Here is a 24,370-nt window from a genome sequence, read left to right on the forward strand (position 1 = left end):
TTCTCTCACGGTGCTTTTTGGTGAAAGTGGCGCTAGCCAGCCCGGCTGATCGTGATGGCGCGTTTACCTGGCGGACCCGCCAGCGCCATTGATACCGTGCTTCAATGTTCTGTCAGAGGGTAGCTGGAATGATATTGACATATTCTGGTTATGTTCGGCGGTTATACAGAATTATAACTATGTCGGAGTGGTTATCTTGAATGATCATCAAGGCCATAGCTGGTCCATTGTGGATTCGGCGAGTCTCTATGGCGTCAACGACTGGGGTGCCGGGTACTTTGGTCTCTCAGAAAAGGGTGAAATAACGGTTATTGCTCCTCACAACGGGCGCTCTCACCAAATTTCCCTGCTAGATATTGTCGCGGGTCTGGAACAGCGCGGCCATGCCATGCCGGTGTTGTTGCGGATTGAAAATCTGCTCGACCAGCGGATCACATATCTCAACGAAAGTTTTGCCGAAGCCATCCGCCAAATGAATTACCAGGGCGAGTACCGCGGTGTCTTTCCCATCAAGGTCAATCAGCAGTGCCATGTGGTGGAAGAGATTGCCAAGTTTGGCAGTCAGTATCATCACGGCCTTGAGGCCGGTAGCAAGGCGGAACTGATTATCGCCATGTCACATCTGCAGGATCGTGAGGCCTGTATCATTTGTAATGGGTACAAGGATGCAGAATTTATCCAGCTTGGCCTGCACGCCAGAAAGCTGGGCCTGAAATGTTTCTTTGTGATCGAGACTCCCTCTGAGCTGGGAATTATTCTCGAACAGAGCAAACGCCTCGGTATCGAGCCTTTGATTGGTGTACGTCTGAAGCTGGCTGCCAAGGTTGAGGGTCACTGGTTTGAAGACAGCGGTGACCGCTCACTGTTTGGCCTCACTGTGACGCAGCTGGTTGATGTGCTGGATCGGTTGCGCGAAGCAGAGATGCTGCACTGCCTGCAACTGATGCATTATCACATTGGCTCCCAGATCCCGAATATTCGCAATATTCGCGACGGTGTCCAGGAAGCCTGTCGCTACTATGTGGATCTGGTGAAGGAAGGTGCCCCACTGGGCCATCTCGACCTCGGTGGCGGTCTGGCGGTAGATTACACCGGTGCTCGCACCAACGAAACCCACAGCAAAAACTACTCTCTGGAGGAGTACTGTGTCGATATCGTGGAAACCATCACCGAGGCACTCAACAACAGCGATATTCCGCACCCCACTCTGATTACCGAATCGGGACGGGCCACGGTGGCCTACTCCTCAGTACTGCTGTTCAATATTCTCGATGTGAGTTACTTCAAGTCCAACGGTATTCCCGACCAGCTGCCAGAGGACTGTACTGAATCGCTCGATAATCTCTGGGCAACCCTGCAGTCGCTGAACGACACTAATCTTCAGGAGTGTTGTAATGACGCGGCCCACTACCGGGAGGATATGCGTCGCATGTTTCGTCAGGGTCAGGTGCAACTGCGCGAACTCGCCCTGGCGGAAAACCTGTATTTGGAAGTGTTACAGCGCACTCGCCTGTTGTTGCCATCGCTGCGCCGCATTCCGCCAGAGCTGGCTAATCTGGATGAGGCGCTCGCTGACATTTATTACGGGAATTTCAGTCTGTTTCAGTCGCTGCCGGATTCCTGGGCAATCGACCAGATTTTCCCGGTGATGCCGATACATCGGTTGACCGAAGCGCCTACCAACAAGGCGATTATTGCTGACCTGACCTGTGATTCCGACGGCAAACTCGATTTGTTTGCCAATGCTGACGGTGAAACGCGTACCCTGCCACTGCACGACCTCAAAGAGGGCGAAGAATATTACCTCGGTGTGTTTCTGGTGGGTGCCTACCAGGAAACCCTGGGAGATCTGCACAATCTGTTCGGTGATACCCATGTGGTGAGTGTTCGCATTGATGGCGAGGGACAGTTTGAATTTGTTGAGGAAATTCAGGGCGATACCATCGGCGATGTGCTCAGTTACGTGGAATATAACCCCAAGGAGTTGTATGAGAAATTTCGTATCTGTGCGGAGACCGCTGTGCGTTCTGGCAGTATCAGTGTGGCCGAGCGCCAGCGGATGTTAAAGACTTTCAGTAACAGCTTGAATGGCTATACCTATTTTGAGCGGGACTGATAAGGTCGGAATTGTTTTAAGCCCGACTGATCGTGGCGTGACGCCACTCCGTTTTCACAAATAGCGTTGGTTCTGAGAAAGATAATCTGTTTGCCTACTGGCAAAAAAGGTTGAGGAGTTAAGCATGGCAAAAGTACTCATTATCGGTGCCGGTGGGGTCGGTGGCGTTGTGACCCACAAGTGCGCCCAGTTGCCGGATGTCTTTGAGGAGATAGTCCTCGCCAGTCGCACCGAAGCGAAATGTCGGCACATTGCCTCGCAGCTTGATCGCTCCATTGAGACCGCACAGGTAGATGCGGACAATGTGCCGGAGCTGGTGGCGCTGATCAATCGCGTCAAACCGGATCTGGTGATCAACGTGGCGCTACCCTACCAGGACCTGACTATCATGGACGCCTGTCTGGAAGCGGGGGTCAATTACCTGGATACAGCCAACTACGAGCCGCTGGATACCGCCAGGTTCGAGTACAGCTGGCAGTGGGCCTATCAGGACAAATTTAAACAGGCGGGGCTGATGGCGCTGCTTGGTTCCGGGTTCGATCCCGGCGCCACCAACGTGTTTACCGCCTACATCGCCAAGCACTACTTCGATGAAATTCACACCCTGGACATTATCGACGTCAACGGTGGCGATCACGGCTATCCGTTTGCCACCAACTTCAACCCGGAGATCAACATCCGCGAAGTGACCGCCGAGTGTCGCCACTGGGAAAACGGCGAGTTCGTCACCACTCCGGCGATGTCCACTAGGCAGTCCTTCACCTGTCCGGACGGCGTGGGTACTTACAATATCTATCGCATGTACCACGAAGAGCTGGAATCGCTGGTGAAAAATTTCCCCAGCCTGAAGCGTGCGCAGTTCTGGATGAGCTTTGGCGAGAGCTACCTGAAGCATCTGGAGGTGCTCGGTAACGTGGGTATGACCGGCATCGAGCCGGTGGACTTCAACGGCCAGCAGATCGTGCCGATCCAGTTTCTCAAGCGCCTGCTGCCCGATCCGGCCAGCCTCGGCCCGCGCACCAAAGGCAAGACATGCATCGGGTGCGTGGTCACAGGTGTCAAGGACGGCGAGTCGAAAACCGTTTATCTCTATAACATCTGCGATCATCAGGAATGTTATGCCGAGGTTCAATCCCAGGCGATCTCCTACACCACCGGGGTACCGGCGATGATCGGTGCCAAGATGATGCTGGAGGGTAAATGGTTGCAGCCGGGGGTATGGAATCTGGAGCAGCTGGATCCCGACCCCTTTATGGCGGACATGAATAGATACGGGTTGCCGTGGACCGTGATTGAGGACTACCAGTCCTGATTGCAGTGTTGGAGCTACTTTCCTTCCGGGGTTTCAGGGCAACTGCTTTGTTGCGGGTGATGTTTGCGCCGCCAGCAAATGGGCCTTAAAGGAATCCCCGGCCATGGGTTTGGCAAACAGGTAGCCCTGGGCATAGTCACAACCGGCGGCTGTCAGCAGGTCCCGCTGTTCGCCGGTTTCCACCCCCTCGGCAATGACTTCTATGCCCAGCTTGTGGGCCATCACAATAATGGCCTCGCACAGGGCCAGGTCTTCACTGCCGAGCTGCAGATTGCTGACAAAGCTCTTGTCAATTTTCAGGTAATCAATATCAAATTTTTTCAAATAGGACAGTGACGAGTAGCCGGTGCCAAAATCATCCAGGGCTACCTGAATACCGGCATCCCGGAAGGCCAGCAGCTGCTCGGTAACAATGGTGCGCTGCTCAAGCAGTAAACCCTCGGTAATTTCCAGCACCACTGCCTGTCCCGGCAGACCCAGATCAAACATCGATTCACGCCAAAGTTGAAACACGTTTTTACTGCGGTTATTCAGTTGTACGGGTGAGACATTCATACTGATCTGGAATTCCGGATGGAAATTCTCGCGCAGGGATTGAGACATCACCGCGACATCTTCGAACAGGCGATGGCCAATCAGATGAATCAGGCCGGTTTCCTCGGCTATCGGGATAAAGGTATCAGGGCCGATTAATCCCTCAATGGGATGTTGCCAGCGCATCAGAGCTTCGGCCTTGTGAATGTCGCCGGTTCGCAAATTGATGATCGGCTGATAGGCGACCCATAATTCGAGCTTTTCCAGCCCCATCCTGAGGTCGTTGACGATACGCATCCGCTTGAGGGCGGATTCCTGCATGGACTGGGTAAAGTATTGGTAGCCGTTGCGCCCTTCTTTTTTGGCTGCGTACATGGCCTGGTCAGCGTTTTTCAGTAGCCCCTCAATATCGGTAGCATCCTCGGGATAAAGAGTAACACCGATACTGGCGCTGACAAACGCGACATCACTGTCAAGTTGATAGGGCTCGGAAAGGCGTGTGAGCAAGCCGGTCAATACCCGTTCAATGGTTGAGCGCTCTTTCAGTTCGCTGAGAATGATAATGAACTCATCACCACCGAGCCTGGCCACGGTATCGGTCTCGCGTATACAGTGACCAATTCTGCTGGCGGCTTCAACCAGTAGCTGATCGCCTTTTTCGTGGCCCAGGGTATCGTTGACCTCCTTGAAATGATCAAGATCGATAAACAGCACGGCCATCGACAATGCCGAGCGGTGAGCTTTTTTGATTTCCTGTCCCAGGCGATCGTAAAACATCCGGCGGTTGGGCAACTCGGTTAATGGGTCAAAGTTGGCCTGTTCCCAAATGAGTTGTTCATTGGCTTTCTTTTCCGTGATGTCGGAGAACTGTGCGACCCAGCGATGAACCGATCCGTCGGGGTTATAGACAGCGTTGATGGAAAGCCATTCGGCAAAAATTTCGCCACTTTTTCGTTTGTTCCACAACTCCCCTTCCCAGTGCCCAGTGGTTTCCAGGGACTTCCACATACGCGCATAAAAACTCGTTGGATGCTTGCCGGAGCGCAAAATACTGGGGTTTTGGCCAACAACATTCTGGAGGGAATAGCCGGTCATGGTGGTGAAGGTCTGGTTAACATCAATAATGGTGCCGACCGGGTCGGTGACCATCATGGCTTCATTACTGTTCTGGTAGACCAGACCTGCCAGCTTCAGGGCTTCCTCGTTTTCCTTGCGGCTATGGATATCAGTGATGATCCCGTGCCAGAGTGTACTGCCGTCGCTGAGCCTCTCCGGAATGGCATCGCATAGCCGCCACTCGGTTATCTGTTCCGGCAACAGGACCCGGAATTCCGTATGCAGTGGGCAGAGCTCTTCGGCTGAAATACGTATCTGGGTTCGCAGACGGGTGACATCATCGGGATCAATGCGATCGAACGCTGCCGAAGCATCATCTGCCACGTCGGCGGCTTCAAGCCCTAGAATGTTACTGATAGCCGGGCTGCACCACGGAATCGCACTGGTGCCGTCGGGAAACAGTTGAAACTGGAAGATCATGCCGGGTACCTGGGCGGCCAGCTTCATCAGCAGGTTATAGCTCTGCTGTTGCTTTTCGATGGCCAGCTTCCGCTGGGTAATATCCTGTACAGTACCCCTCAGCCGGGTGACACGATGCAGCTTGTTCCGGGCGGCCTTGGCGACAAATCGCAGCCAGATAACCTGCCTGTCCCTGAGGATGGAAAGCTCGAGATCGATGGGTTTTCCCTCGTTGAGGCACCCTTCCAGCGACTCCTTCAGGGTGTTACGATCGGCGGTCTCAAGCAGCGAAAAGATCAACGAAAAGCTGGGAGCGATATTGTTTGCAACGCCGAAATTTTCACAGGTTTGCTCCGTCCATTGCATAATTTCTGAATCGCAATCGTATTCCCAGCCACCTACCAGGGCGATACGGCTGACTTCATTGAGCGCCCTTTCGCTCTCCCTCAGTGCCCGTTCGGCAGCCTTATGATCCTCCAGTACTCCCAGCAATGCCAGTCGTGCCTGGGTTGACTCATGGAGCAGGCGGGTCGTCTCCCGATGGGCAGTCTCAAGGCCCTGTTCAAACTCCTTCCTCGGATTGATATTGGTGAGGGTGGCCAGCATGCGGGATGGGACTCCTCTATCATCCCATGCCACCAGCTTGCTGAGTGACGCGACCCAGATCCAGTTTTCGGCATTATCCCGGATGCGAAATTCCTGATAGAGCTCGCCGGGTTGTTTGCGCGCACTGTTATTCAGGTAGTGCCGAAAGGTATCCAGAGTGTGTTGTCTGTCATCGGGGTGGATACAGGCAAGGGCACCGCTGAGTGTTTCATGGGATTGGTCTAGACTGCGTCCCAGAATCCGGTTGTAACCCTCGTTGACAACCAGTCCGCCGCTTTGTAAATCAATGTCTACCAGCCCCAGCCCCGCCGCAGACAATGCCAGTCGGAGCCGTTCTTCATTCTCTTCCAGGCGGCTGGCGCTCTGCTCCTGTCGCAGCCGCTTTGCCATCAGCAGGCCCAGCAGTACGGTCGCAATCGGATAAATCAGTATTACGGGAAGGGTGATAATCGCCAGTACTGCACTTGCCTGATCACCGGGCAGGGTCAGCATCAACGCCAACATGAGGACATGCGCCACAATGCCAAGACTGTACAGCTCTGCCCAGCCCAGCGTGGTCTGTGAGCTGGCCCTTAAGTGTCGCCACAGCAGGCCCAGTGTGCCGGAGGCGAGAATCACCGCGACGCCAGTCCAGGCACCGGCCCCGCCCTGATAAAGCCGGAAGAGCGAGGCGATTGTCACAGTAACGATGGTCGGCAGGGCACCAAAAAAAAGGCCTGTCAGCAAGATCAGCACTGAACGTGTGTCAAACTGGATACCCGGTGCAAAGGTGAAGGGCGACAGCATCAGGGCAGCAGCGATGGTGCCCATGATCAGGCCAACCACAATATGGTTGAGGGATGGCCTGATGGGTGGATGCAGTGATCGGCTCATGTCATAAAGCAGCACCACCGCGAGTAACAGGGTTGTATTTTGCAGGAGTGGCAGAAAGGCCTCACTCATGGTGTTTCGTCCCGGTCATCGTAGCGGGGTGCTTTGCCCATACGTAAAAGCAGTTGATTAACCTCGCGCTTTAGTTCGAGTGTGCGGGACTCTCTGCCAAGTGTGGCTTTTTGCCAGCGGCGCAACTCATCGAGTCGTCGCTTGAGGCCGGCCTCAAGTTCCCGCTGTGATGTAACGTCCCGGGCAATTCGGGTGGCACCGATGATGATGCCATCGGTGCTGAATATGGGGTTATAGCTTACTTCAAACACTCTCACCTGACCGGCCAGAGTGACTTTTTTGCTGGTCTTGACGGACGTCCCCGCCAGGGCTTTCTTGATATTACTGCGAATATCACTGGCATACTCCATGTCGACACCGACTTTGGGTTGAACACTATCGATAAGCTGGCCTACCTCTGGTGTTATCTCAAACACTTGCTGAACGAATTCGGCATACGCTGGGTTGAATGCGGTGAGTTTGAATTCGGTATCCACCGCGACGACCTGATCACCGGCACTTTCAATAATTGCATTCAGCAGTTCTCTGTTGTTATGCATGGCCTGGTGATGTTGATAATTCACCAGCTGATAGGCTCTGCTACTGAGTACAGCGAAAGAAACCAGCAATCCTGCCACCAGGGAGAAACCGATAAAACTCCAGCGCACTGCATGGCTGATGGCATCTTTCCCCACCGCCATTTCCAGTTGCCATATCTGGTCAGCCACGCGGATACTGTGGCTCCATCCTGGGGGGGTGTCGGTGGGCAAAGCCCCGGCTATTAGAGTTTTGCTGCCGCTGTTCGAAAAGCCGGTAACCTGATAATGCAATTGATTTGCCCGGACAGCGAGATCCAGTGGCAGAAACAGCTGTCTGAAATCAATGATGCCGATCACAAAGCCCATTACCGAACCTTTCCGGTTGGACAGTGCCTCGGCCGCTGGCTCAAACACAGGGATAAACAAAACCAGAACGCCGGTGAGAGAGGGGTGCAGATCGACGATCCGGGCGGTTGCCTCCCCTGAGCGAATGGCGGTGTTGATCGCCCGACGGCGATCATCAAACTGACCATGGTCGAGCCCTAATGGGTTGAAAGCAGCACCTTCTGGCAGGGCGCTAAATTTGACTGGGTAATAGTCATCCCCTGCCGGCGCGCTGATTTTTTGCCAATCCTTATCTACGGTGCTGATGGCAAATTCAGTGTGCTGCTTGCGCATTCCGGTTTCAAATACCTGTCGTTGATTGGCAGCAACCCTTGGCGCCCAGTCTACCCGAACAAAATGTGGCTGATTTGAGATATGGCTGCTGAATCGAAGAAACTCTTCTTCGGTTACCTGTTCACTCGCCGAGAAAAAAGATTCTATGGCATGCAGCGGTAAAATTTTTTCGTTCAGAGTGCGGAAGCTCAGATCTGTGAGTGTTTTGACCTGCCGGGAAAGGTTCGCCTCGGCCTCTGCCAGTTCTAGGCGCGACAGCGTGAGGCTGCCGCTCACTAATAGTATCGTGGTCATTAGCAGTGGCAACAGAAACCGGTAACGTGGTCTGGCTCCGGGTTGACTGTTTGGCCAGAGCAGCAGCACCAAGGGGGCAAACAGCACTACCCCGATGGAGTCCCCTGCCCACCACACCAGCCATTGCTGGGCCACATTTTCGGCGGGCAGCATGCCCAGCAGGTAGCGGGATGAGGCGCCAATAGTCGGTGATATAAGGCAGGCCAAGGGGCCTGCCGAGAACAGAAAATGCCACTCGCGACCGGGTATAACCGATAGCGCCTGGCGATCAAGGTAAGCTCTTGCCAGGGTTGCGCCTAGCAGTGCCTGTACCGTTACGCCTGCAGCATAGCCGCTGGCGGCAATGGCTCCTGCGGCAGTTGGTGTCAGCATCGGGTCTGACAGAAAAGCGCCCAGAAATACACCGGGCCACAGGCGCCGCCCGCCGATTAATAATGCGGCAACAGTGAGGCCGGCGGGAAGCCAGATGGGAGAGGCGGGCCCTGCGGACAGATAAATGAGCAGTGATGCTTTGGCCGTGATGAAGTAGAGCAACGCCACTGCGGCGTTGAAGCCGACCCATTGAAGTGACTGGATTGGTGTCGGCAGAGGGTGGTTTAGGGAGGACTCCCTGCCTTGGTTACCCATTTGAGGCTTAGTTGCATCCATAGCGAAATATCTTGTCAATGGGCGATAATCCGTAAACATGCGAAGTATAAGCCAGCGTCAGCAGGCTGTATCTTCACTAGGACACAGTTTAGCAGTACCAGTGTGGTTATATAGAATCCATTTATGGCTCTGCGGACATGGTTGTAGCACCGGCGGTAAGCTGGCCGTAGTTCAAAGATTGGGTGGACGATGGCTGTTGTGTTTGTCGTAGGCGGTTTCCCGGTTTTGAAAGACGTATAATGACCCCCCCCATGGGGTGGTCCCAGTGTGATGCTGCCTGGTGGTGAAAGCCGGACGACAGTTTGCGTCGAACACAGGAGTTTGATTTTTGACAGGTAATAACGCAATAACGGTAGTTGCACAAAACGCGCTGGAAACATTTGACCCCGATAGGGTGCCTTCGCCCTGTTTCGTGGTGGATGAATTGGCGGTGGAGCGAAATCTTAAAATTCTGCATCGGGTACAGGAAGAAAGTGGCGCCAAAGTGCTGGCGGCGTTGAAAGCCTTTTCACTTTGGCGATTGGCGCCGCTGGTAGCCAAATACCTGTCTGGCACCTGTGCCAGTGGCTTGCATGAGGCAAGACTCGGCCGCGAGGAGTACGGCGGCGAGGTACATGTGTTTTCTGCGGCCTATACGGAACGGGATCTGCGGGAAATTCTCAAGCTGGCCGACCATGTGGTGTTCAATTCGTTCGGCCAATGGCAGCGTTTTCAACCGCTGATACAGGAAGCCAGAATAGCCCGTCCCCATTTGCGCTTTGGTCTGCGTATCAACCCACAGCACTCCGAGGGCGATGTGCCCATCTATGATCCCTGTGCCCCCTGTTCCCGACTGGGTATTCCCCTGTCACAGTTTGAAGGGCAATCTCTGGAGGGTATTACCGGGCTGCATTTTCATACCCTCTGTGAACAGGATGTGGAACCCCTGAAGCGGACTCTGGTGGCGGTAGAGGAGAAATTCGGACACCTGCTACCGCAGATGGAGTGGGTGAACTTTGGTGGCGGCCACCACATTACCGAGCCGGGTTATCAGGTGGATGAGTTGATCGAGCTGATCAGGGATTTCAGCGCCCGCTACCAGGTGCAGGTATTTCTCGAGCCCGGCGAAGCGGTCGCGATCCACACCGGGGTGCTGGTCACCGAGGTGCTGGATCTGGCCTGGAACGACATGGCCCAGGCAATCCTCGATACCTCTGCCACCTGCCACATGCCGGATATTCTGGAGATGCCCTACCGTCCAACCGTCATCGGTGCCGGGTTGCCCGGTGAATTGGCCCACAATTATCGGCTTGGTGGCATGACCTGTCTGGCGGGGGATGTGATTGGCGATTACAGCTTTGCGTCACCTCTCGAAGTGGGGCGGCGACTGGTCTTTGATGATATGAGCCATTACACCATGGTCAAAACGACGACCTTCAATGGCATCAATTTGCCCTCGATTGCCCTGTGGAACCCGGAAACCGACCAGTTGCGGGTGATTCGTCAATTTGGTTATGAGGATTTCAGACAACGCCTGAGCTGATCGGGGGTATTATGGGGGGCAGGGCTGTGCTTGCCGAAAATCGGCCCCTCCATTTGATTTAGCCGCTGGCAGTCGCTAGATTGATTGTCGGCCACACAGATTAATCACAGACATCATTGAATCAGACCCACACAGGAGATGCCAATATGGCCAATGAAGGTTACCACGAACCCATTAACGAATTGACCGATAAAACAAGGGATATGCACCGTGCCATCACCTCATTGATGGAGGAACTGGAGGCTGTTGACTGGTACAACCAGCGAGTGGATGCCTGTAAGGACCCCGAGCTGCAAGCCATTCTGGCTCACAATCGCGATGAGGAGAAAGAGCACGCCGCGATGGTGCTGGAATGGATTCGCCGTCAGGATCCGACCTTTGATCACGAACTGAAAGATTACCTGTTTACTGAAAAACCCATTGCCCACAAGTAAATGAGAAAAGGTGAGTGAGTGTCGGAAGAGGTGCGCTGCGGCCATCTGTTCCGACACCCGTGACAGGATTAATTTCCCTCAATTCCCAAAGAGTCCCAGATCTCGTCGATTCTGTTCTTGACGGCGGGCTCCATGGTGATGGGCCGACCCCATTCGCGATGGGTTTCGCCAGGAAATTTGTTGGTGGCATCGAAACCGATTTTTGAGCCAAGTCCTGAGACCGGCGATGCAAAATCCAGGTAATCGATAGGGGTGTTGTCGATAATCACCGTATCCCGTCGCGGATCCATCCGGGTCGTCATGGCCCAGATCACATCCTGCCAGTCCCTCGCATTGATATCATCATCGGTGACCACCACGAATTTGGTGTACATGAACTGCCGCAAAAATGACCATACTCCCATCATCACGCGCTTGGCATGCCCCGGATACTGTTTTTTCATGGTGACCACGGCCATCCGGTAGGAGCAACCCTCCGGTGGCAGATAAAAGTCGACAATTTCCGGAAACTGTTTTTTCAGAATGGGCACGAACACCTCGTTCAGTGCCACGCCGAGAATGGCCGGCTCATCCGGTGGTCTGCCGGTGTAAGTGCTGTGATAGATGGGGTCGCGGCGATGGGTGATGCGCTCCACGGTGAACACCGGAAACCGGTCCACTTCATTGTAGTAACCGGTGTGGTCACCAAAGGGCCCCTCGTCGGCCATTTCATCGGGATAGAGATAACCCTCGAGAATGAATTCCGCGCTGGCGGGGACCTGAAGGTTGCTGCCCAGGCACTTGACCACGCGGGTTTTCTCACCGCGCAGCAGTCCGGCAAACGCGTATTCGGACAGGGTATCCGGCACCGGGGTGACAGCGCCCAGAATGGTCGCCGGGTCCGCGCCCAGGGCGACGGCTACCGGGAAGGGTTCCCCCGGATGCGCCAGTTGCCAGTCGCGGAAGTCCAGCGCGCCGCCGCGGTGGGACAGCCAGCGCATGATCAACTTGTTTTTGCCGATTACCTGCTGCCGGTAGATGCCGAGATTCTGGCGCTCTTTTTCCGGTCCTCTGGTAATGACCAGGGGCCAGGTGATCAGTGGGCCTGCATCCCCGGGCCAGCAGGTCTGGATGGGCAGTTTGCCAAGATCCACCTCGGCGTCCTCAATAATGACTTCCTGGCAGGGTGCATTTTTCACCACCTTGGCGGGCATATTGAGGATGGGTTTGAATTTATGGCGTTTCTCCCAGAGATCCCTAACGCCTTTTGGCGGTTCCGGTTCCCGCAGAAAGGCCAGCAGTTCGCCGACCTCGCGCAGGGCGGCGACATTCTCCTGGCCCATACCCATGGCGACCCGTTCCGGTGTGCCAAACAGGTTGCCCAGCACCGGGATGTCAAAGCCCCTGGGATTTTCGAATAACAGGGCGGGGCCGCCAGCCCGCAGGGTTCGGTCACAGATTTCGGTCATTTCCAGATAGGGATCGATTTCTGCGGAGATGCGCTTAAGCTCACCGCGTTGTTCCAGAAACTGAATGAATTCTCGCAGGTCGGTATATTTCATAAGTGTGCCTGAACAATAACTCCGGCAAGTGTTACGACAACGGTTGGCGAATGCAATCACTGTAATGCCATGCGGCCCCTCGGGGTAGATGCAATACCCGGTTGTTGGCGTTACATTAACGCTATGGCCTACTTTTTTCTGATTTTAATTGTGGCACTGGTGCATTTCGGTTTCGTACTGTTTGTGATCGCCGGTGGTTTGCTGGCTTTCCAGTGGCCCACCATACTCTGGTGGCACCTGGCCGGGGCGCTGTATGGCATTGCGATTATGCTGGTAGGTTGGCGTTGTCCTCTCACCAGACTGGAGGCTTGGCTGCGTGAGCGTCGCGGTGAGCGACTGGTAACCCAGTGGGAGTTTCTGCGCCACTATGTCTGGTCCCATATCGGCCTGCGTGGCAACGAGTGGTTTATTACAGTGGTATTGATGATGGCAATGGTGCTGTTCAACTACCGGGCATATCGGTTTGTCATCGTGGGGAGTTAGGGTTGATGGAACTTGTCGGGGTTTTTGGATTCAACTCGATCGTGGTCGCCCTGGCCGTCCTTATCCACTATGAGGTTTTATCGCGTCTGGCGACCGTTTTGCCAATGTTGGATATTCGGCCACGGTTGCGGGTCCTGGTGGCAATCTTTGCGGCCTTTATTGCCCATGTGGCGGAAATATGGACCTTTGCTCTGGCGTTTTATCTGCTGCTGCAAGTGGGGGGCAGTGCTTTGGTCGGCAACTTTGACGGTTCCCTGCTGGACTGTATTTATTTCTCTTTCAGTAACTATACATCGCTCGGCTATGGCGACATCGAGCCATTTGGCCATATCCGCTTCCTGGCGGTGCTGGAAGCCCTGATCGGTCTGATCATGATCGGCTGGACGGCCTCTTTCATGTATATCGAAATGCAGAAATTCTGGATGTCGGGCAAAAATGGTCGCCGATGATGCAGACGGCGCTATTCAAAAACGATGGTTTTGTTGCCGTGCAATAGCACGCGATCCTCAAGGTGATAGCGCAGGCCTTTGGCCAGCACATTTTTTTCCACATCCTTGCCCTTGCGCACCAGGTCTGGAACGCTGTCGTGATGGCTGATGCGGACCACATCCTGCTCGATAATCGGGCCGGCATCCAGGTCGCTAGTCACATAGTGACAGGTGGCACCGATCAGCTTCACACCTCTTTCCGCCGCCTGGTGATAGGGTTTTGCCCCGACAAAAGCTGGCAGAAAACTGTGGTGGATATTGATGATCTGTCCCGGGTAGGTGGCGCACAGTTCCGGCGGCAGGATTTGCATGTAGCGGGCCAGCACGATCACATCCGCCCTGCTCTGGGCAATTTGCGTTGCCACGTCTGCAAAGTGCGCTGTCTTGTCACTCTGACTCACCGGTATATGGTGATAGGGAATATTATGCCAGTTCACATAACTGCGCAGTTCATCATGGTTCGAAATCACACAGGGGATATCAAACTGCATTTCACCGCTGCGCCAGCGGTATAAAAGATCAGACAGACAGTGGGCCTGGGTGCTGGCCATTAACACTACCCGTTTTGGCTTGCTGGTATCTGTCAGCCGCCATTGCATGTCGTATTGCTCTGCCAGTGGCGCGAAGCGGGCAGTGAGCTCCTCCGGGCCGTAGGGCAGCGAATCGGCTGCAATTACCTGGCGCATAAAAAACCAGTTGGTGTCGGGGTCTCGGTAGTAGTTTGCCTCGGTCAACAGGCCACCCTCGTTGGCGAGGAATGAGCTCACGGCGGCCACCAGACCAACGCGGTCCGGACAGGATACGATCAGACGAAAACTGTGCGTGTTCATGGGGTGTTCAGACTGGCCTTAAGGAAACGGAACTGTCTCATATTTACGGGTGAATTTCACCCGCCATGCCAAAAAGGCTCTGTGTCCAGAAGTTGCTGTTCCTCGGCCGGTTTCCTCCGATTATTTCAGCGGTTGCAACAGGTCGCGAAACCGGGGGTGTTCTGCGCTACCCAGCCATTCAAAGATCACCATTTCGGTGGTGACGATTTCTGTGTGGTGGTGAGTCAGTCTGGCAATGGCCGCCTCGCGATCATGCGGTTTTCGGGAGCCGGTAGCATCGCTCACCAGATAGACTTTCTTGCCCGCCGCCTTGAGCCCGAGTACGGTTTGCAGGACACAGACATGGCTTTCACAGCCACCGATCACCCATTGCCGGCGGTCCCCGGCCAGTGCCAGCAGTTGCCCGGTTTTAACCGCATTAAAGGTCATTTTTTCCAGTACCACTTCCCCATCGCAGGCCGCCAATGCCGGTGTTGTGGCACCAAGGCCCCGGGGATACTGTTCGGTGTAAACGATGGGTATACCGAGAGTTCTGGCCGATTGGATGAGTCGTTCGAGGTTGCGGACGATCTGTTCGCCTTGATGGATGGCGGGTAACAGCCGGTTCTGCATGTCAATGACCAGCAGCAGGGATTGCGTCGGGTCAATTGTCAGCATGGTATTTCTCCCTCGATCCGGGTGGTCAGTGTGTCGGAAAAACTGGCCATCATCTGCTCGGCGTTGGCATTGAAAATCCTGATGCGACCGGTATGCGCCAGCAGCAAAAGACCCGTGGCGTAGGCAAAGACGCTGGCCGTTATCTCGCTGGCGCGGACTGCACTGACGCCCATGGCCAGGGCGGCATCCGTGATAGGTTGCAGGCTGGATTGTAACTGTCGATTGAGTTCGGAATCCCTCACCCGGCCGAGTCCCTTGGGCTTCATGCCGCCACGGAACAGATAAAAGCCCAGATCGAGATCACCGGGGTTGTTTCGATAGTAATTAAAAAACGCCATGGCGGAGGCCTTGAGTCGCTGAACGGGCGTGTCGATCTGGTGGATGGCGGTTGCAATGTCGGCATTCAGCGTCGCTAGGGATTGGCCCAGCAGTTCCGCATAGACCGCCTCTTTCGAGTCGAAGTAAAAATAAAGCGCAGCGGGGGTGTATCCGGACTCTTTGGCGATAGCGCGCAAACTTGCTCCTTCTAGGCCCTCTGTCTCGAAAACCCGTCGAGCCGCCCGCAGAATGATGTCCCGTTTCAGCGCGCTGCTGGCCGAGGGGCGTTTGCCTTTGGCAATTTTGTGAGGCTCAGTGGCGGGTTGTTTGGTCGACGAGGTCGGCATGAAAGATGGGTCCGGCTTGGTTTGACAGAAAAATTTTAACAGTGTTAGATTGTGTCCGCAAAGAAACACTTGAGGGTTTTCCCATGCTGATGACGGCAGCTGAGTATCGTGAGTCCCTGCGGCGCTATCAACCCAGGGTGTTTATCAATGGCAGACAGGTGGACAGTGTGGTGGATGAACCGCTCCTGGCCCCCGGCATCGCGGCTGTAGGGGTAACCTATGACTTTGCCTGCAATCCCCGCCACGCGGCATTGCTGACGGCAACCCAGGGCACTACCGGAAAGCAGGTCAACCGGATGTTGCATATCAACGAAAGTGCCACTGACCTGCTGCATAAGCTGGAAGCCGTCAGGTTGGTGTGCGCCGAATCCGGTTGCGCCCAGCGCTACCTGTCCCAGGATGGTCTGAATGCGCTGTTTCAATCGACCCAATTGACGGATGCCAATCACGGGACCGACTACCATCCGCGTTTTCTCGACTATCTGCACGACGTTCAGGCGCGCGACCTCACCCTGGGCGTTGCCATGACCGATGCCAAGGGCGACCGGTCCAAGCGGCCCGGCCAGCAGGAAAACCCGGATACCTATGTGCATATTGTGGAGCGCCGGTCAGACGGGATTGTGATCAGTGGCACCAAGGCAATTGTCACCGGTGCCCCTTACATGCATGAGTTTCTGGTCATGCCCTGCCGTACCCATACACCGGAAGATGCCGACTTTGCTGTGGCCTGTGCCGTGCCCGTGGATGCGCCGGGGATCACCATTGTGGCCCGGCCTGCCGGCCGGCCCGGTGAGAGCGCTGCAAAATTTTCGGCCAAATATGGCCAGTCGACCGGTGTGGTTGTTTTTGACAAGGTTTTTGTGCCCCACGAGCGGGTATTTCTCGCGGGTGAATACGAGGAGGGCGGTTTCCTGACCACCAGCTATGCCACCCACCACCGCCACTCCTGTATCGGTGCCCGGGCGGGGTTTGGCAATTTGTTGATCGGTGCCGGTGCGCTGATTACCGAGGCCAATGGTCTGGATCCGGATCGCCACAGTCATATTCGCGACGCCATGGTGGAGCTAATCACCATCACGGAAAGTTTTTTTGCCTGTGGCGTGGCTGCTTCGGTTTACTGCGTGCAGGATCCCGCAGGGGTGGCGATGCCGGACCCGGTCTTTTCCAATATCGGCAAGCTGCTGCTCGCCACCAAGATTTATGACATGCACAAGCTGGCGCACTATGTGTCCGGTGGCTTGATTGTCTCCCTGCCTGGCCCCGATGAGGATCACAATCCAGAAACCGCCGCATCACTGGCCGCCGTCCTCGGTGGACGACCGGATATTCCCGCCGCACAGCGTCTCGAAGTGGCCCGGTTTATCGAGGACCTGACGGCCTCCCATCAGGGCGGTTGGTACTCGGTCATCTCGCTGCACGGCGGCGGTTCGCCGGAGGCGATGAAGCGCGAAATCTGGCGCAACTATCCCGTCTATGAAAAGCAGGACCTGGTGGAGCGGCTGCTGGATCGCGGCGTACTCGATGAGGGGAAACGCGTCTCGAGACAGCCCGGTCGCTGCTGCGTCAGGGGCTGCGAAGTGCCCGAGCCGCCGAAGGAGAAATAGCCCACTCTTGCCGCGACAGAATCTTCCCGGGTCGCTGTGTATCGGATTGCGACGCCTGCTGTTCTGCGGCATAGTAACTCGCCATTGAATAGTAACCCGCCATTGATCAGTACACAGGCCTTACCATGACAGACTATCTGATAGCGCCCTCCATTCTCTCGGCAGATTTTGCCCGACTGGGGGAGGAGGTGGACGCGGTTCTCGAAGCGGGTGCCGATGTTGTCCATTTTGACGTGATGGACAACCATTATGTGCCGAATCTGACCATTGGCCCCATGGTTTGCAGGGCATTGCGCCGCTACGGTATCCGTGCCCCGATTGATGTGCACCTGATGGTGGAACCGGTGGATCAGCTGATCGGTGACTTCGCCGAGGCCGGCGCCAGTTGGATCACCTTTCATCCAGAGGCGTCAAAACATGTGGATCGCTCGCTGCAGTTGATTCGCGATGCCGGTTGCAAGGCCGGGTTGGTGCTGAACCCGGCTACCAGTCTGGAGCCGGTGAAGTATGTGCTCGACAAGGTGGATATGCTGTTGCTGATGTCGGTCAATCCGGGCTTTGGTGGCCAGAAATTTATTCCCGCGACACTGGGTAAATTGCGTGAGGCGCGCGCGCTGATTGAAGCCAGTGGTCGTGATATCCGGCTGGAAGTTGACGGTGGGGTGACGGTCGACAATATCCGGGCGGTTGCCGATGCCGGTGCCGATACCTTTGTCGCCGGTTCGGCTATCTACGGTGCAGGGGATTATGCTGCGGCCATCGCCGCCATGCGGTCTGCATTGCGCTGAAACGCCGACGGCTTTGATGACTTTGCAGGTTCTGGTGAATCCATTAGAATGCGTCGTCTGACTGTTGGAGGGATCCGTGGCATCCGGTAAAGGCCAATCCTGTAGTTCTGCTTACCTCAGCTGGCGATGGCGCAGTTGCTGAACCCCGCTGCCTGAAAAGCAGCATCCTATGCCCTATTGTCTGACATATCTGCGTCCAATGACGCAAGGGAATGACCATGACCCCGACAGAATTTGCCGCGCTGGCTGAGCAGAATTACAACCGTATTCCAGTAACCCGCGAGGTTCTGGCCGACCTCGAAACCCCCCTGTCCTGTTACCTTAAGCTGGCCAGAGGCGCCTATTCCTACCTGTTTGAATCCGTTCAGGGCGGCGAGAAATGGGGGCGCTATTCGCTGATCGGCATGCCAGCCACCACCATTCTTAAAGTTTACGGCGATCAACTGACCATCGAGCGTGATGGTGAGCAGCTGGTCTCGCGAAACACGGATGACCCCCTTCGGGAAATCGAGGAATTCCAGAGTAGTTACCGGATGCCCGAACTGCCGCAACTGCCCCGTTTTACCGGCGGGCTGGTGGGCTATTTCGGCTATGACACCGTTCGTTATATAGAGCCAAGGCTGAAGAAATCCGTACCACCGGATGCGCTGGGCACGCCGGATATCTTGCTGATGGTGTCCGACGAAGTGGTGATCTTCGACAACCTGCTGGGGAAGTTGATCCTGGTGGTGCATGAAGACGCCTCGGAGCCGAACGCCTGGAATCTCGCCCAGACCCGTCTGGATGAGCTCGAGGCCAAACTGGCAAACCCCCTGCCGGATTTACCCCCTCTTAAAATGCAGGGCAGCGGTCTGCAGGAATCGGCATTTGTATCGAGTTTTGGCGAGCAGAACTTCAAACAGGCGGTCAACAAAATCAAGGACTATGTGCTGGCCGGTGATGTGATGCAGGTGGTTCCTTCCCAGCGTCTCTCCATGGATTTTGAGGCGGAACCACTCAATCTGTACCGCGCATTGCGCTGCCTGAATCCCTCGCCCTATCTCTATTATCTGGATATGGATGACTTCCAGATTGCCGGTTCATCGCCGGAAATTCTGGCGCGACTCGAGGATGGCGAGGTGACCGTGAGACCGATTGCCGGCACCCGCCGTCGCGGTCACACCCCGGAGGAGGACCGCGCGCTGGAAGCGGACATGCTCGCTGACCCCAAGGAAATTGCCGAGCACCTGATGCTGATCGACCTGGGCCGTAATGACGTCGGTCGTGTGGCGCAGACGGGCACGGTCAAACTGACCGAAAAAATGTCGGTGGAACGTTACTCCCATGTCATGCACATCATCTCCAATGTCACCGCACAGGTCATTCCGGGTACCACGGCTATTGATGTGCTTCGGGCTACGCTACCTGCGGGAACCCTGAGCGGTGCACCGAAAATTCGAGCCATGGAAATCATCGACGAACTGGAACCGGTCAAGCGCGGTGTTTACGGTGGCGCGGTGGGTTATATCGGTTGGAACGGCAATATGGATACCGCCATTGCCATTCGCACGGCGGTGATCAAGGACGGCAAGCTGTACGTGCAGGCCGGTGCCGGCATCGTGGCGGACTCGGTGCCGGAACTGGAGTGGAAGGAAACCATGAACAAGGCCCGGGCCATTTTCCGCGCTGCGGATCTGGTGATATGAGGAGCTCGCTCATCCTACCGGTGGGCGACAACCATACAGGATTGTCTGGGGCAATCACCCGGCCAAATCCTCCAGATACCGAACCAGCTTTGGTGTAATTTCCTTGGCGCTGCGGGCCGCACCAATCAGCGTAGCGGAGCCGGGGCTTGCCCAGTCACCATAGCCAAACAGCCACAACCGGGGCTCTTTGTCCGCCTGGCTTGCTGTCACCTGAACCTGCCCGTTTTCTTCAATGACACCCAGCGGTTCAAGGTGATCGAGCGCTGGCCGAAAACCGGTGCACCAGATGATGGCATCAATTGACTCTGCCGAGCCATCAGGCCATTTAACGCCCGATTCGGTGAAAGTGGCAAACGGCCTTTGGCTGTGCAGAATGCCCCTGTCCCGGGCCGCCTTCACGGGAGGCACCATGACAATGTCACCGATGCCACCCACGGCCGCACCCTCAGCATCTCCCTTGAGCCTGGCTGTGGCACGTTCAAACAGAACGCGCCCATCCACTTCATCGGGCAGAAATACCGGTTCTGACTGGGTTACCCAGGTGGCGTCCGCCACCTCTGCCACTTCGGCAAAAATCTGTGCGCCGGAATTGCCGCTGCCGACTACCAGTACACGCTGATCCCGGAAGTCATCGGGCGTTCGATAGTCTGCGGAGTGAAGCTGTTTGCCCCGGTATTTTTCTTGCTCGGGATAGTCGGGAACATAAGGGTGACTCCAGGTGCCGGTGGCGCTGGCCACGGTGCGTGCACGCCACTGGTACTTGCCACCGGACACCCGCAAGCAGTTATTGTCCTCCTCTCGGGTTACGCTGCTGACCTGGTGGGGACGATACACCGGTAGTGCGTAGTGCTGTTCATACCTGGCCAGATAAGCCAGCACGTTGTCACGATGGGGATAACCTTTCGTGTCGTCGTCCTGCTGCATCATGATACCCGGTAGTGAACTGTAGGCTGCCGGTGAGAAAAGGCGCAATGAATCCCAGGTATGTTGCCAGGCACCTCCGGGCCTGCCTTGATTGTCGAGAATAATGAAATCCAGTTTGGCTCTTTTCAGAAAGTAGCCAACGGCGAGCGCCGCCTGACCGCCGCCAATGATCACAACGTCGAATACTTTTGTGCTCATTTATACTCCTTTTGGTTGGTGGCGCTCATCCCGCTCCCTATTTCCCGGACAGTGTTCGGCAAGGCGGACGACTCATACTGCAAGGTAATATGCTGGATACCGAAATGTCGACTGATCACATCAGCGGCCATTGGCCATCAGGTAGGGTGCGAGGCGCATGTTTTTCCGGCCGCCGGCTATAATGCAGTGAGTGAAACCGACAGCGACCTCCTGAAACGCGCTGACAATAGCCGCTAGGTTTCAATCCGGATCTCTTCATATCAGCACTTCTCACAATAAAACCCCAGGCAGCGCAACAGGTCTCCCGTCAGCAAGATAAACAATGCCAGGCATACTCGGCTCCGGGAACCTATGAATCTCTGGGAGCCTGACGGACGCCCAGTTGCCGCTGCAGGGAGTCCACCTGTTGGCGCAGTTCCCGCAGCTGGGCCATTAAGTCCATGGCAACCGCAACGCCTTGCCAGTCGAGCTCAAGCTCACGTCTCAGGCGCAGGGCCTGATGCAGCGCCGGCACCGCCGTTGTTTGAAACCGCCACTGGTCCGATGCCACGACCGAGGGTGTTATCAGCCCGATATCCACCAGTTCAATCAACAGTGGCGGCTCCAAACCGCAGCGCTCACAGAGCTCGTTCAGACTCAGCCAGGCCTCCGTCTCAGACAGTTGATGTTCCTCGATAACGATGGTGGTAATGTCAGCACTCATAACCATTTCTCCAGCGATTTCCTCGGATTGAATGAAGCTTCCTCTTCGGCCAATTCCCGGTACAGCGTTTCAGCTTTGGACGAATGCCGGGATGGCAATGTTATCTGTACATTGACGATCAGGTCTCCGGCCGGGTTTCGGCCCAACCCTCGCCCCTTGAGCCGGAGCTTTTTACCGCTGACCGAGTCTTTAGGAATGGTCAGCCTGACCGCACCTGTCGTGGTCGGCACTTCCACCTTGGCACCCAGTGCGGCCTCCCAGGGGGCAACCGGCAAGGTCAGTAAAATATCCCGGCCGTCAACGGCAAATAGTGGGTGCGGCACCAACTCGATTTCCAGGAACAGATCACCGGCCGCCCCCTCCCCGTAACCGGGGGCACCCTGGCCGGCCAGGCGAATATGCTGCCCGGAAACCACACCGGCAGGAATCTTTACATTGAGGGTTTTGGTTTTAGCGTGCAGATGACCCTGGGCGTCGACGGTCGGCACCTCCAGCGTGAGGGTTCGCTGCACACCCTGAACCGCCTCTTCCAGAAACAAGGCTAACCGGTAATGCAGGTCCTGGCCCCGGTGGCTGAAAGAGGAGGCCCGGTCGTGAGCTCCGCTCGGCCGGTATCCGTCAGCCCCGGCCCCGCCAGTGCCAAAAACAGATTCAAAAAAGTCACTGAATCGGCGGCTGGCTTCCTCTTGGCTCATATCTGCGCCAGCCTCTGCCCCTCCCCGCTGCCTGCCCCCGGCGGCGCGCAGGGCTCTGATCTGATCGTACTCGGCGCGTTTTTCGGCATCGCTGAGCACCGCATAGGCCTCTCCGATGTCTTTAAACTGCGCCTCAGCATCCGGTTCTTTGCTGACATCGGGATGAAACTTTCGAGCCAGTTTGCGATAGGTCTGTTTTATCTCGGTCGGTGAGGCCTGTTCGTCCACGCCCATCACCTTGTAATAGTCTTTGAAATCCATAAAGACAGCTGTCTCCCTTGAATAATCGAACCTGCCGTGCCTCCTACCGAGCCAAGGAACAAGCGGATCAGTTTCTGCCCGGTTCCACCGTGGCTACCCGTGCGACAAACCGTGCCGTATTGCTTCACGTTTCCGTCCAGTAGTTCAAGACGGAGCTCAGCCTCGTCGCTGTCCACCAGCGTTTCATGGTCAAGGGGCTCCATCTTTGGCGGTTCAGCCTCATGAACCAGACCCGGTACTTCATTAGAATAGCACTCAAAAAAGTGCAGTGCGGGCGATTCCATCGAATCAGTGATGTCCCGGGTTGACGCTATGGCCCTGGATAGGTGTTCGCTTTGGTCGTGGGAAACCAGCTACTGGTCCGGTTGGCGAAGGCTACCAGCGAGAGCATTACCGGCACTTCCACCAGCACACCGACCACGGTCACCAGCGCTGCGCCGGAGTTGAGTCCGAACAGGCCGATGGCAACTGCTACTGCCAGCTCAAAGAAGTTGGAGGTACCGATCAGGGCGCAGGGCGCGGCAACATTGAACGGTACTCGCCAGAAATAGGCCGCTGCGTAAGCGATGGCAAAAATACCGTAGGACTGGATCAGCAGAGGTACGGCAATCAGCGCAATCAGCAGGGGTTGATCAAGAATAATCTGCCCCTGAAAACCGAACAGCAGTACTACGGTTGCCAGCAGCCCCAACACCGATAGTGGCTTAATGCGTGAGGTAAAGCGTGAGACCTGGGCTTCACCTTCAACCCCGGGACTGGAGTTGCGGATCAGGTGCATCCTGGTGAGGGTGCCTGCCACCAGGGGAATGACCACATACAGCACTACCGACAATAGCAGCGTCTCCCAGGGTACGCTGATGTCGGTAACGCCCAATAGCAGGGCGACGATCGGTGCGAAGGCAAAAATCATGATGACGTCGTTGAGAGACACCTGCACCAGAGTATAGGTGGCATCCCCCCGGGTCAGTTGTGACCAGATAAATACCATCGCCGTGCAGGGGGCGGCGCCCAGCAAAATCATGCCGGCGATGTACTGGCTGGCGTTGGCGGGGTCGATCAGGTCGGCGAAGACAAACTCAAAGAACAAGACGCCCAATGCGGCCATGGTGAAGGGTTTGAGCAGCCAGTTGACCACCAGGGTGATCACCATGCCCTTGGGCCGTTCGTGGATGCGCTTGAGACTGGTGAAATCCACCGATACCATCATCGGGTAAACCATGAACCAGATCAGCACCGCCACGATAAAATTGACCGAGCCGTACTCCAGCCCGGCGAGTTGCTGGAAGGTGTCCGGCAGCAGGGTTCCCAACGTCAGCCCGGCAATAATGCAGAGCAGTACCCACAGTGACAGGTAGCGCTCAAACAGGCTGAGTGGAGACGCGGGTTTGCTGGACGAAGCTTCTGTCATCGAGGGTACTCTTTAGCTGGAAAATTAGTTGGAAAATGTTGTGGCGCTCAACCGGTCAATGGCACTTCAGCCCAGTAGCGCCCTGACCTCATCGGCAGACGACACCTTACCTTCAACAACAATATTGCCGTCGATGGCCAGTGCCGGGGTGCGCATGATACCGGCATCGATAATGGCGTTGGTGTCAGTGATTTTCTCCACCTCATAGGTCAGATTCAGAGAAGTCGCGGCAGCTTCGGCATTGGCTGCGAGCTGTTTGCACTTGGCGCAGCCTGAGCCATAAATGGTAAATTTCATGGGTTGTTGCTCCTGTCTTGTGGT

General features: G+C 55.8%; 21 protein-coding genes. 9 read left to right on the plus strand and 12 right to left on the minus strand.

Going from position 1 to position 24,370, the window contains the following annotated elements:
* Positions 1-196: 196 nt before the first annotated feature.
* Positions 197-2,116, plus strand: coding sequence for a biosynthetic arginine decarboxylase (speA, locus tag U740_RS03410; protein WP_036861165.1), 1,920 nt, complete (start codon positions 197-199; stop codon positions 2,114-2,116).
* Between the two features lie 97 nt (positions 2,117-2,213).
* Positions 2,214-3,428, plus strand: a complete 1,215-nt coding sequence (locus tag U740_RS03415) for a saccharopine dehydrogenase family protein (RefSeq protein WP_268745573.1) — start codon at positions 2,214-2,216, stop codon at positions 3,426-3,428.
* 33 nt (positions 3,429-3,461) lie between these two features.
* On the opposite strand, the gene U740_RS11780 is transcribed toward U740_RS03415, so the two are convergent.
* Both U740_RS11780 and U740_RS03425 read right to left on the minus strand, forming a co-directional pair.
* On the minus strand, positions 3,462-7,025 hold the full coding sequence (locus tag U740_RS11780) for an EAL domain-containing protein (protein ID WP_051921174.1): 3,564 nt from the start codon (positions 7,023-7,025) through the stop codon (positions 3,462-3,464).
* Complete coding sequence (locus tag U740_RS03425; RefSeq protein ID WP_160172037.1) at positions 7,022-9,163, minus strand: CHASE domain-containing protein; 2,142 nt, start codon at positions 9,161-9,163, stop codon at positions 7,022-7,024. Before U740_RS03425 ends, U740_RS11780 begins: the two co-directional genes overlap by 4 nt.
* A 328-nt stretch (positions 9,164-9,491) precedes the next feature.
* On the opposite strand from U740_RS03425, the gene nspC reads away from it, so the two are divergent.
* Together nspC and U740_RS03435 are read left to right on the plus strand one after the other, a co-directional pair.
* Positions 9,492-10,685 carry a carboxynorspermidine decarboxylase gene (nspC, locus tag U740_RS03430; RefSeq protein ID WP_407674687.1) on the plus strand — a complete coding sequence of 398 codons (1,194 nt, stop codon included), beginning with the start codon at positions 9,492-9,494 and terminating at the stop codon, positions 10,683-10,685.
* 146 nt (positions 10,686-10,831) lie between these two features.
* Positions 10,832-11,119 carry an encapsulin-associated ferritin-like protein gene (locus tag U740_RS03435; RefSeq protein ID WP_036858975.1) on the plus strand — a complete coding sequence of 96 codons (288 nt, stop codon included), beginning with the start codon at positions 10,832-10,834 and terminating at the stop codon, positions 11,117-11,119.
* Between the two features lie 68 nt (positions 11,120-11,187).
* Here U740_RS03435 and ubiD read toward each other — a convergent pair whose 3' ends face one another.
* Positions 11,188-12,660, minus strand: coding sequence for a 4-hydroxy-3-polyprenylbenzoate decarboxylase (gene ubiD, locus U740_RS03440; RefSeq protein ID WP_036858977.1), 1,473 nt, complete (start codon positions 12,658-12,660; stop codon positions 11,188-11,190).
* Positions 12,661-12,783: 123 nt separating this feature from the next.
* Between ubiD and U740_RS03445 the strand changes: the two genes are divergently transcribed.
* Positions 12,784-13,143 carry a DUF2784 domain-containing protein gene (locus U740_RS03445; RefSeq protein ID WP_051921175.1) on the plus strand — a complete coding sequence of 120 codons (360 nt, stop codon included), beginning with the start codon at positions 12,784-12,786 and terminating at the stop codon, positions 13,141-13,143.
* A gap of 5 nt (positions 13,144-13,148) precedes the next feature.
* Entirely contained in the window at positions 13,149-13,592 is a 444-nt protein-coding gene (locus U740_RS03450) for a potassium channel family protein (RefSeq protein ID WP_036858980.1), read from the plus strand.
* An 11-nt stretch (positions 13,593-13,603) separates the two neighbouring features.
* On the opposite strand, the gene purU is transcribed toward U740_RS03450, so the two are convergent.
* From purU to U740_RS03465, 3 genes are all read right to left on the minus strand, one after another.
* Positions 13,604-14,461 carry a formyltetrahydrofolate deformylase gene (gene purU, locus U740_RS03455; protein ID WP_036858982.1) on the minus strand — a complete coding sequence of 286 codons (858 nt, stop codon included), beginning with the start codon at positions 14,459-14,461 and terminating at the stop codon, positions 13,604-13,606.
* A gap of 120 nt (positions 14,462-14,581) precedes the next feature.
* Positions 14,582-15,118, minus strand: a complete 537-nt coding sequence (locus U740_RS03460) for an isochorismatase family protein (RefSeq protein WP_036858983.1) — start codon at positions 15,116-15,118, stop codon at positions 14,582-14,584.
* The gene (locus U740_RS03465; protein WP_051921176.1) at positions 15,112-15,783 is read right to left on the minus strand and encodes a TetR/AcrR family transcriptional regulator; all 672 of its coding nucleotides are present in this window, start codon (positions 15,781-15,783) and stop codon (positions 15,112-15,114) included. Before U740_RS03465 ends, U740_RS03460 begins: the two co-directional genes overlap by 7 nt.
* Positions 15,784-15,866: 83 nt before the next feature.
* Between U740_RS03465 and U740_RS03470 the strand changes: the two genes are divergently transcribed.
* The 3 genes from U740_RS03470 (at position 15,867) to trpE (ending at position 19,860) form a co-directional block, all read left to right on the plus strand.
* Positions 15,867-17,387 carry a 4-hydroxyphenylacetate 3-hydroxylase family protein gene (locus U740_RS03470; RefSeq protein ID WP_036861178.1) on the plus strand — a complete coding sequence of 507 codons (1,521 nt, stop codon included), beginning with the start codon at positions 15,867-15,869 and terminating at the stop codon, positions 17,385-17,387.
* 125 nt (positions 17,388-17,512) lie between these two features.
* A complete protein-coding gene (gene rpe, locus U740_RS03475; protein ID WP_036858988.1) occupies positions 17,513-18,175 on the plus strand; it encodes a ribulose-phosphate 3-epimerase in 663 nt (220 codons plus the stop codon).
* 218 nt (positions 18,176-18,393) lie between these two features.
* Positions 18,394-19,860, plus strand: coding sequence for an anthranilate synthase component I (gene trpE / locus U740_RS03480; RefSeq protein WP_036858990.1), 1,467 nt, complete (start codon positions 18,394-18,396; stop codon positions 19,858-19,860).
* A 54-nt stretch (positions 19,861-19,914) separates the two neighbouring features.
* On the opposite strand, the gene U740_RS03485 is transcribed toward trpE, so the two are convergent.
* The 6 genes from U740_RS03485 to U740_RS03510 all read right to left on the minus strand — a co-directional run bounded on the left by U740_RS03485 (position 19,915) and on the right by U740_RS03510 (position 24,346).
* Complete coding sequence (locus tag U740_RS03485) at positions 19,915-20,982, minus strand: ArsO family NAD(P)H-dependent flavin-containing monooxygenase (RefSeq protein ID WP_036858996.1); 1,068 nt, start codon at positions 20,980-20,982, stop codon at positions 19,915-19,917.
* A gap of 349 nt (positions 20,983-21,331) precedes the next feature.
* Entirely contained in the window at positions 21,332-21,685 is a 354-nt protein-coding gene (locus U740_RS03490) for a chaperone modulator CbpM (protein ID WP_051921177.1), read from the minus strand.
* A complete protein-coding gene (locus tag U740_RS03495; RefSeq protein WP_036858998.1) occupies positions 21,682-22,641 on the minus strand; it encodes a DnaJ C-terminal domain-containing protein in 960 nt (319 codons plus the stop codon). The genes U740_RS03490 and U740_RS03495 overlap by 4 nt, the downstream gene beginning before the upstream one ends.
* Positions 22,614-22,925: a hypothetical protein gene (locus U740_RS12180; RefSeq protein WP_036858999.1), complete on the minus strand. Its 312-nt coding sequence runs from the start codon at positions 22,923-22,925 to the stop codon at positions 22,614-22,616. The genes U740_RS03495 and U740_RS12180 overlap by 28 nt, the downstream gene beginning before the upstream one ends.
* 26 nt (positions 22,926-22,951) lie before the next feature.
* The gene (arsB, locus tag U740_RS03505; protein ID WP_036859001.1) at positions 22,952-24,049 is read right to left on the minus strand and encodes an ACR3 family arsenite efflux transporter; all 1,098 of its coding nucleotides are present in this window, start codon (positions 24,047-24,049) and stop codon (positions 22,952-22,954) included.
* Positions 24,050-24,115: 66 nt separating this feature from the next.
* The gene (locus U740_RS03510; protein WP_036859002.1) at positions 24,116-24,346 is read right to left on the minus strand and encodes a thioredoxin family protein; all 231 of its coding nucleotides are present in this window, start codon (positions 24,344-24,346) and stop codon (positions 24,116-24,118) included.
* Positions 24,347-24,370 lie beyond the last annotated feature (24 nt).

This window comes from Porticoccus hydrocarbonoclasticus MCTG13d, assembly GCF_000744735.1.
Lineage (GTDB): Bacteria > Pseudomonadota > Gammaproteobacteria > Pseudomonadales > Porticoccaceae > Porticoccus > Porticoccus hydrocarbonoclasticus.

Bases quoted from the DNA above. Each gene is read 5' to 3' on its own strand.
- U740_RS03485 (WP_036858996.1), bottom strand. From the start codon at position 20,982: ATGAGCACAAAAGTATTCGACGTTGTGATCATTGGCGGCGGTCAGGCG.
- U740_RS03425 (WP_160172037.1), bottom strand. From the start codon at position 9,163: ATGGATGCAACTAAGCCTCAAATGGGTAACCAAGGCAGGGAGTCCTCC.
- U740_RS03435 (WP_036858975.1), top strand. From the start codon at position 10,832: ATGGCCAATGAAGGTTACCACGAACCCATTAACGAATTGACCGATAAA.
- ubiD (WP_036858977.1), bottom strand. From the start codon at position 12,660: ATGAAATATACCGACCTGCGAGAATTCATTCAGTTTCTGGAACAACGC.
- purU (WP_036858982.1), bottom strand. From the start codon at position 14,461: ATGAACACGCACAGTTTTCGTCTGATCGTATCCTGTCCGGACCGCGTT.
- U740_RS03445 (WP_051921175.1), top strand. From the start codon at position 12,784: ATGGCCTACTTTTTTCTGATTTTAATTGTGGCACTGGTGCATTTCGGT.
- U740_RS03465 (WP_051921176.1), bottom strand. From the start codon at position 15,783: ATGCCGACCTCGTCGACCAAACAACCCGCCACTGAGCCTCACAAAATT.
- U740_RS03460 (WP_036858983.1), bottom strand. From the start codon at position 15,118: ATGCTGACAATTGACCCGACGCAATCCCTGCTGCTGGTCATTGACATG.
- U740_RS03495 (WP_036858998.1), bottom strand. From the start codon at position 22,641: ATGGATTTCAAAGACTATTACAAGGTGATGGGCGTGGACGAACAGGCC.
- U740_RS11780 (WP_051921174.1), bottom strand. From the start codon at position 7,025: ATGAGTGAGGCCTTTCTGCCACTCCTGCAAAATACAACCCTGTTACTC.
- U740_RS03450 (WP_036858980.1), top strand. From the start codon at position 13,149: ATGGAACTTGTCGGGGTTTTTGGATTCAACTCGATCGTGGTCGCCCTG.
- rpe (WP_036858988.1), top strand. From the start codon at position 17,513: ATGACAGACTATCTGATAGCGCCCTCCATTCTCTCGGCAGATTTTGCC.
- U740_RS03470 (WP_036861178.1), top strand. From the start codon at position 15,867: ATGCTGATGACGGCAGCTGAGTATCGTGAGTCCCTGCGGCGCTATCAA.
- U740_RS12180 (WP_036858999.1), bottom strand. From the start codon at position 22,925: ATGGAATCGCCCGCACTGCACTTTTTTGAGTGCTATTCTAATGAAGTA.
- U740_RS03510 (WP_036859002.1), bottom strand. From the start codon at position 24,346: ATGAAATTTACCATTTATGGCTCAGGCTGCGCCAAGTGCAAACAGCTC.
- U740_RS03490 (WP_051921177.1), bottom strand. From the start codon at position 21,685: ATGAGTGCTGACATTACCACCATCGTTATCGAGGAACATCAACTGTCT.
- arsB (WP_036859001.1), bottom strand. From the start codon at position 24,049: ATGACAGAAGCTTCGTCCAGCAAACCCGCGTCTCCACTCAGCCTGTTT.
- trpE (WP_036858990.1), top strand. From the start codon at position 18,394: ATGACCCCGACAGAATTTGCCGCGCTGGCTGAGCAGAATTACAACCGT.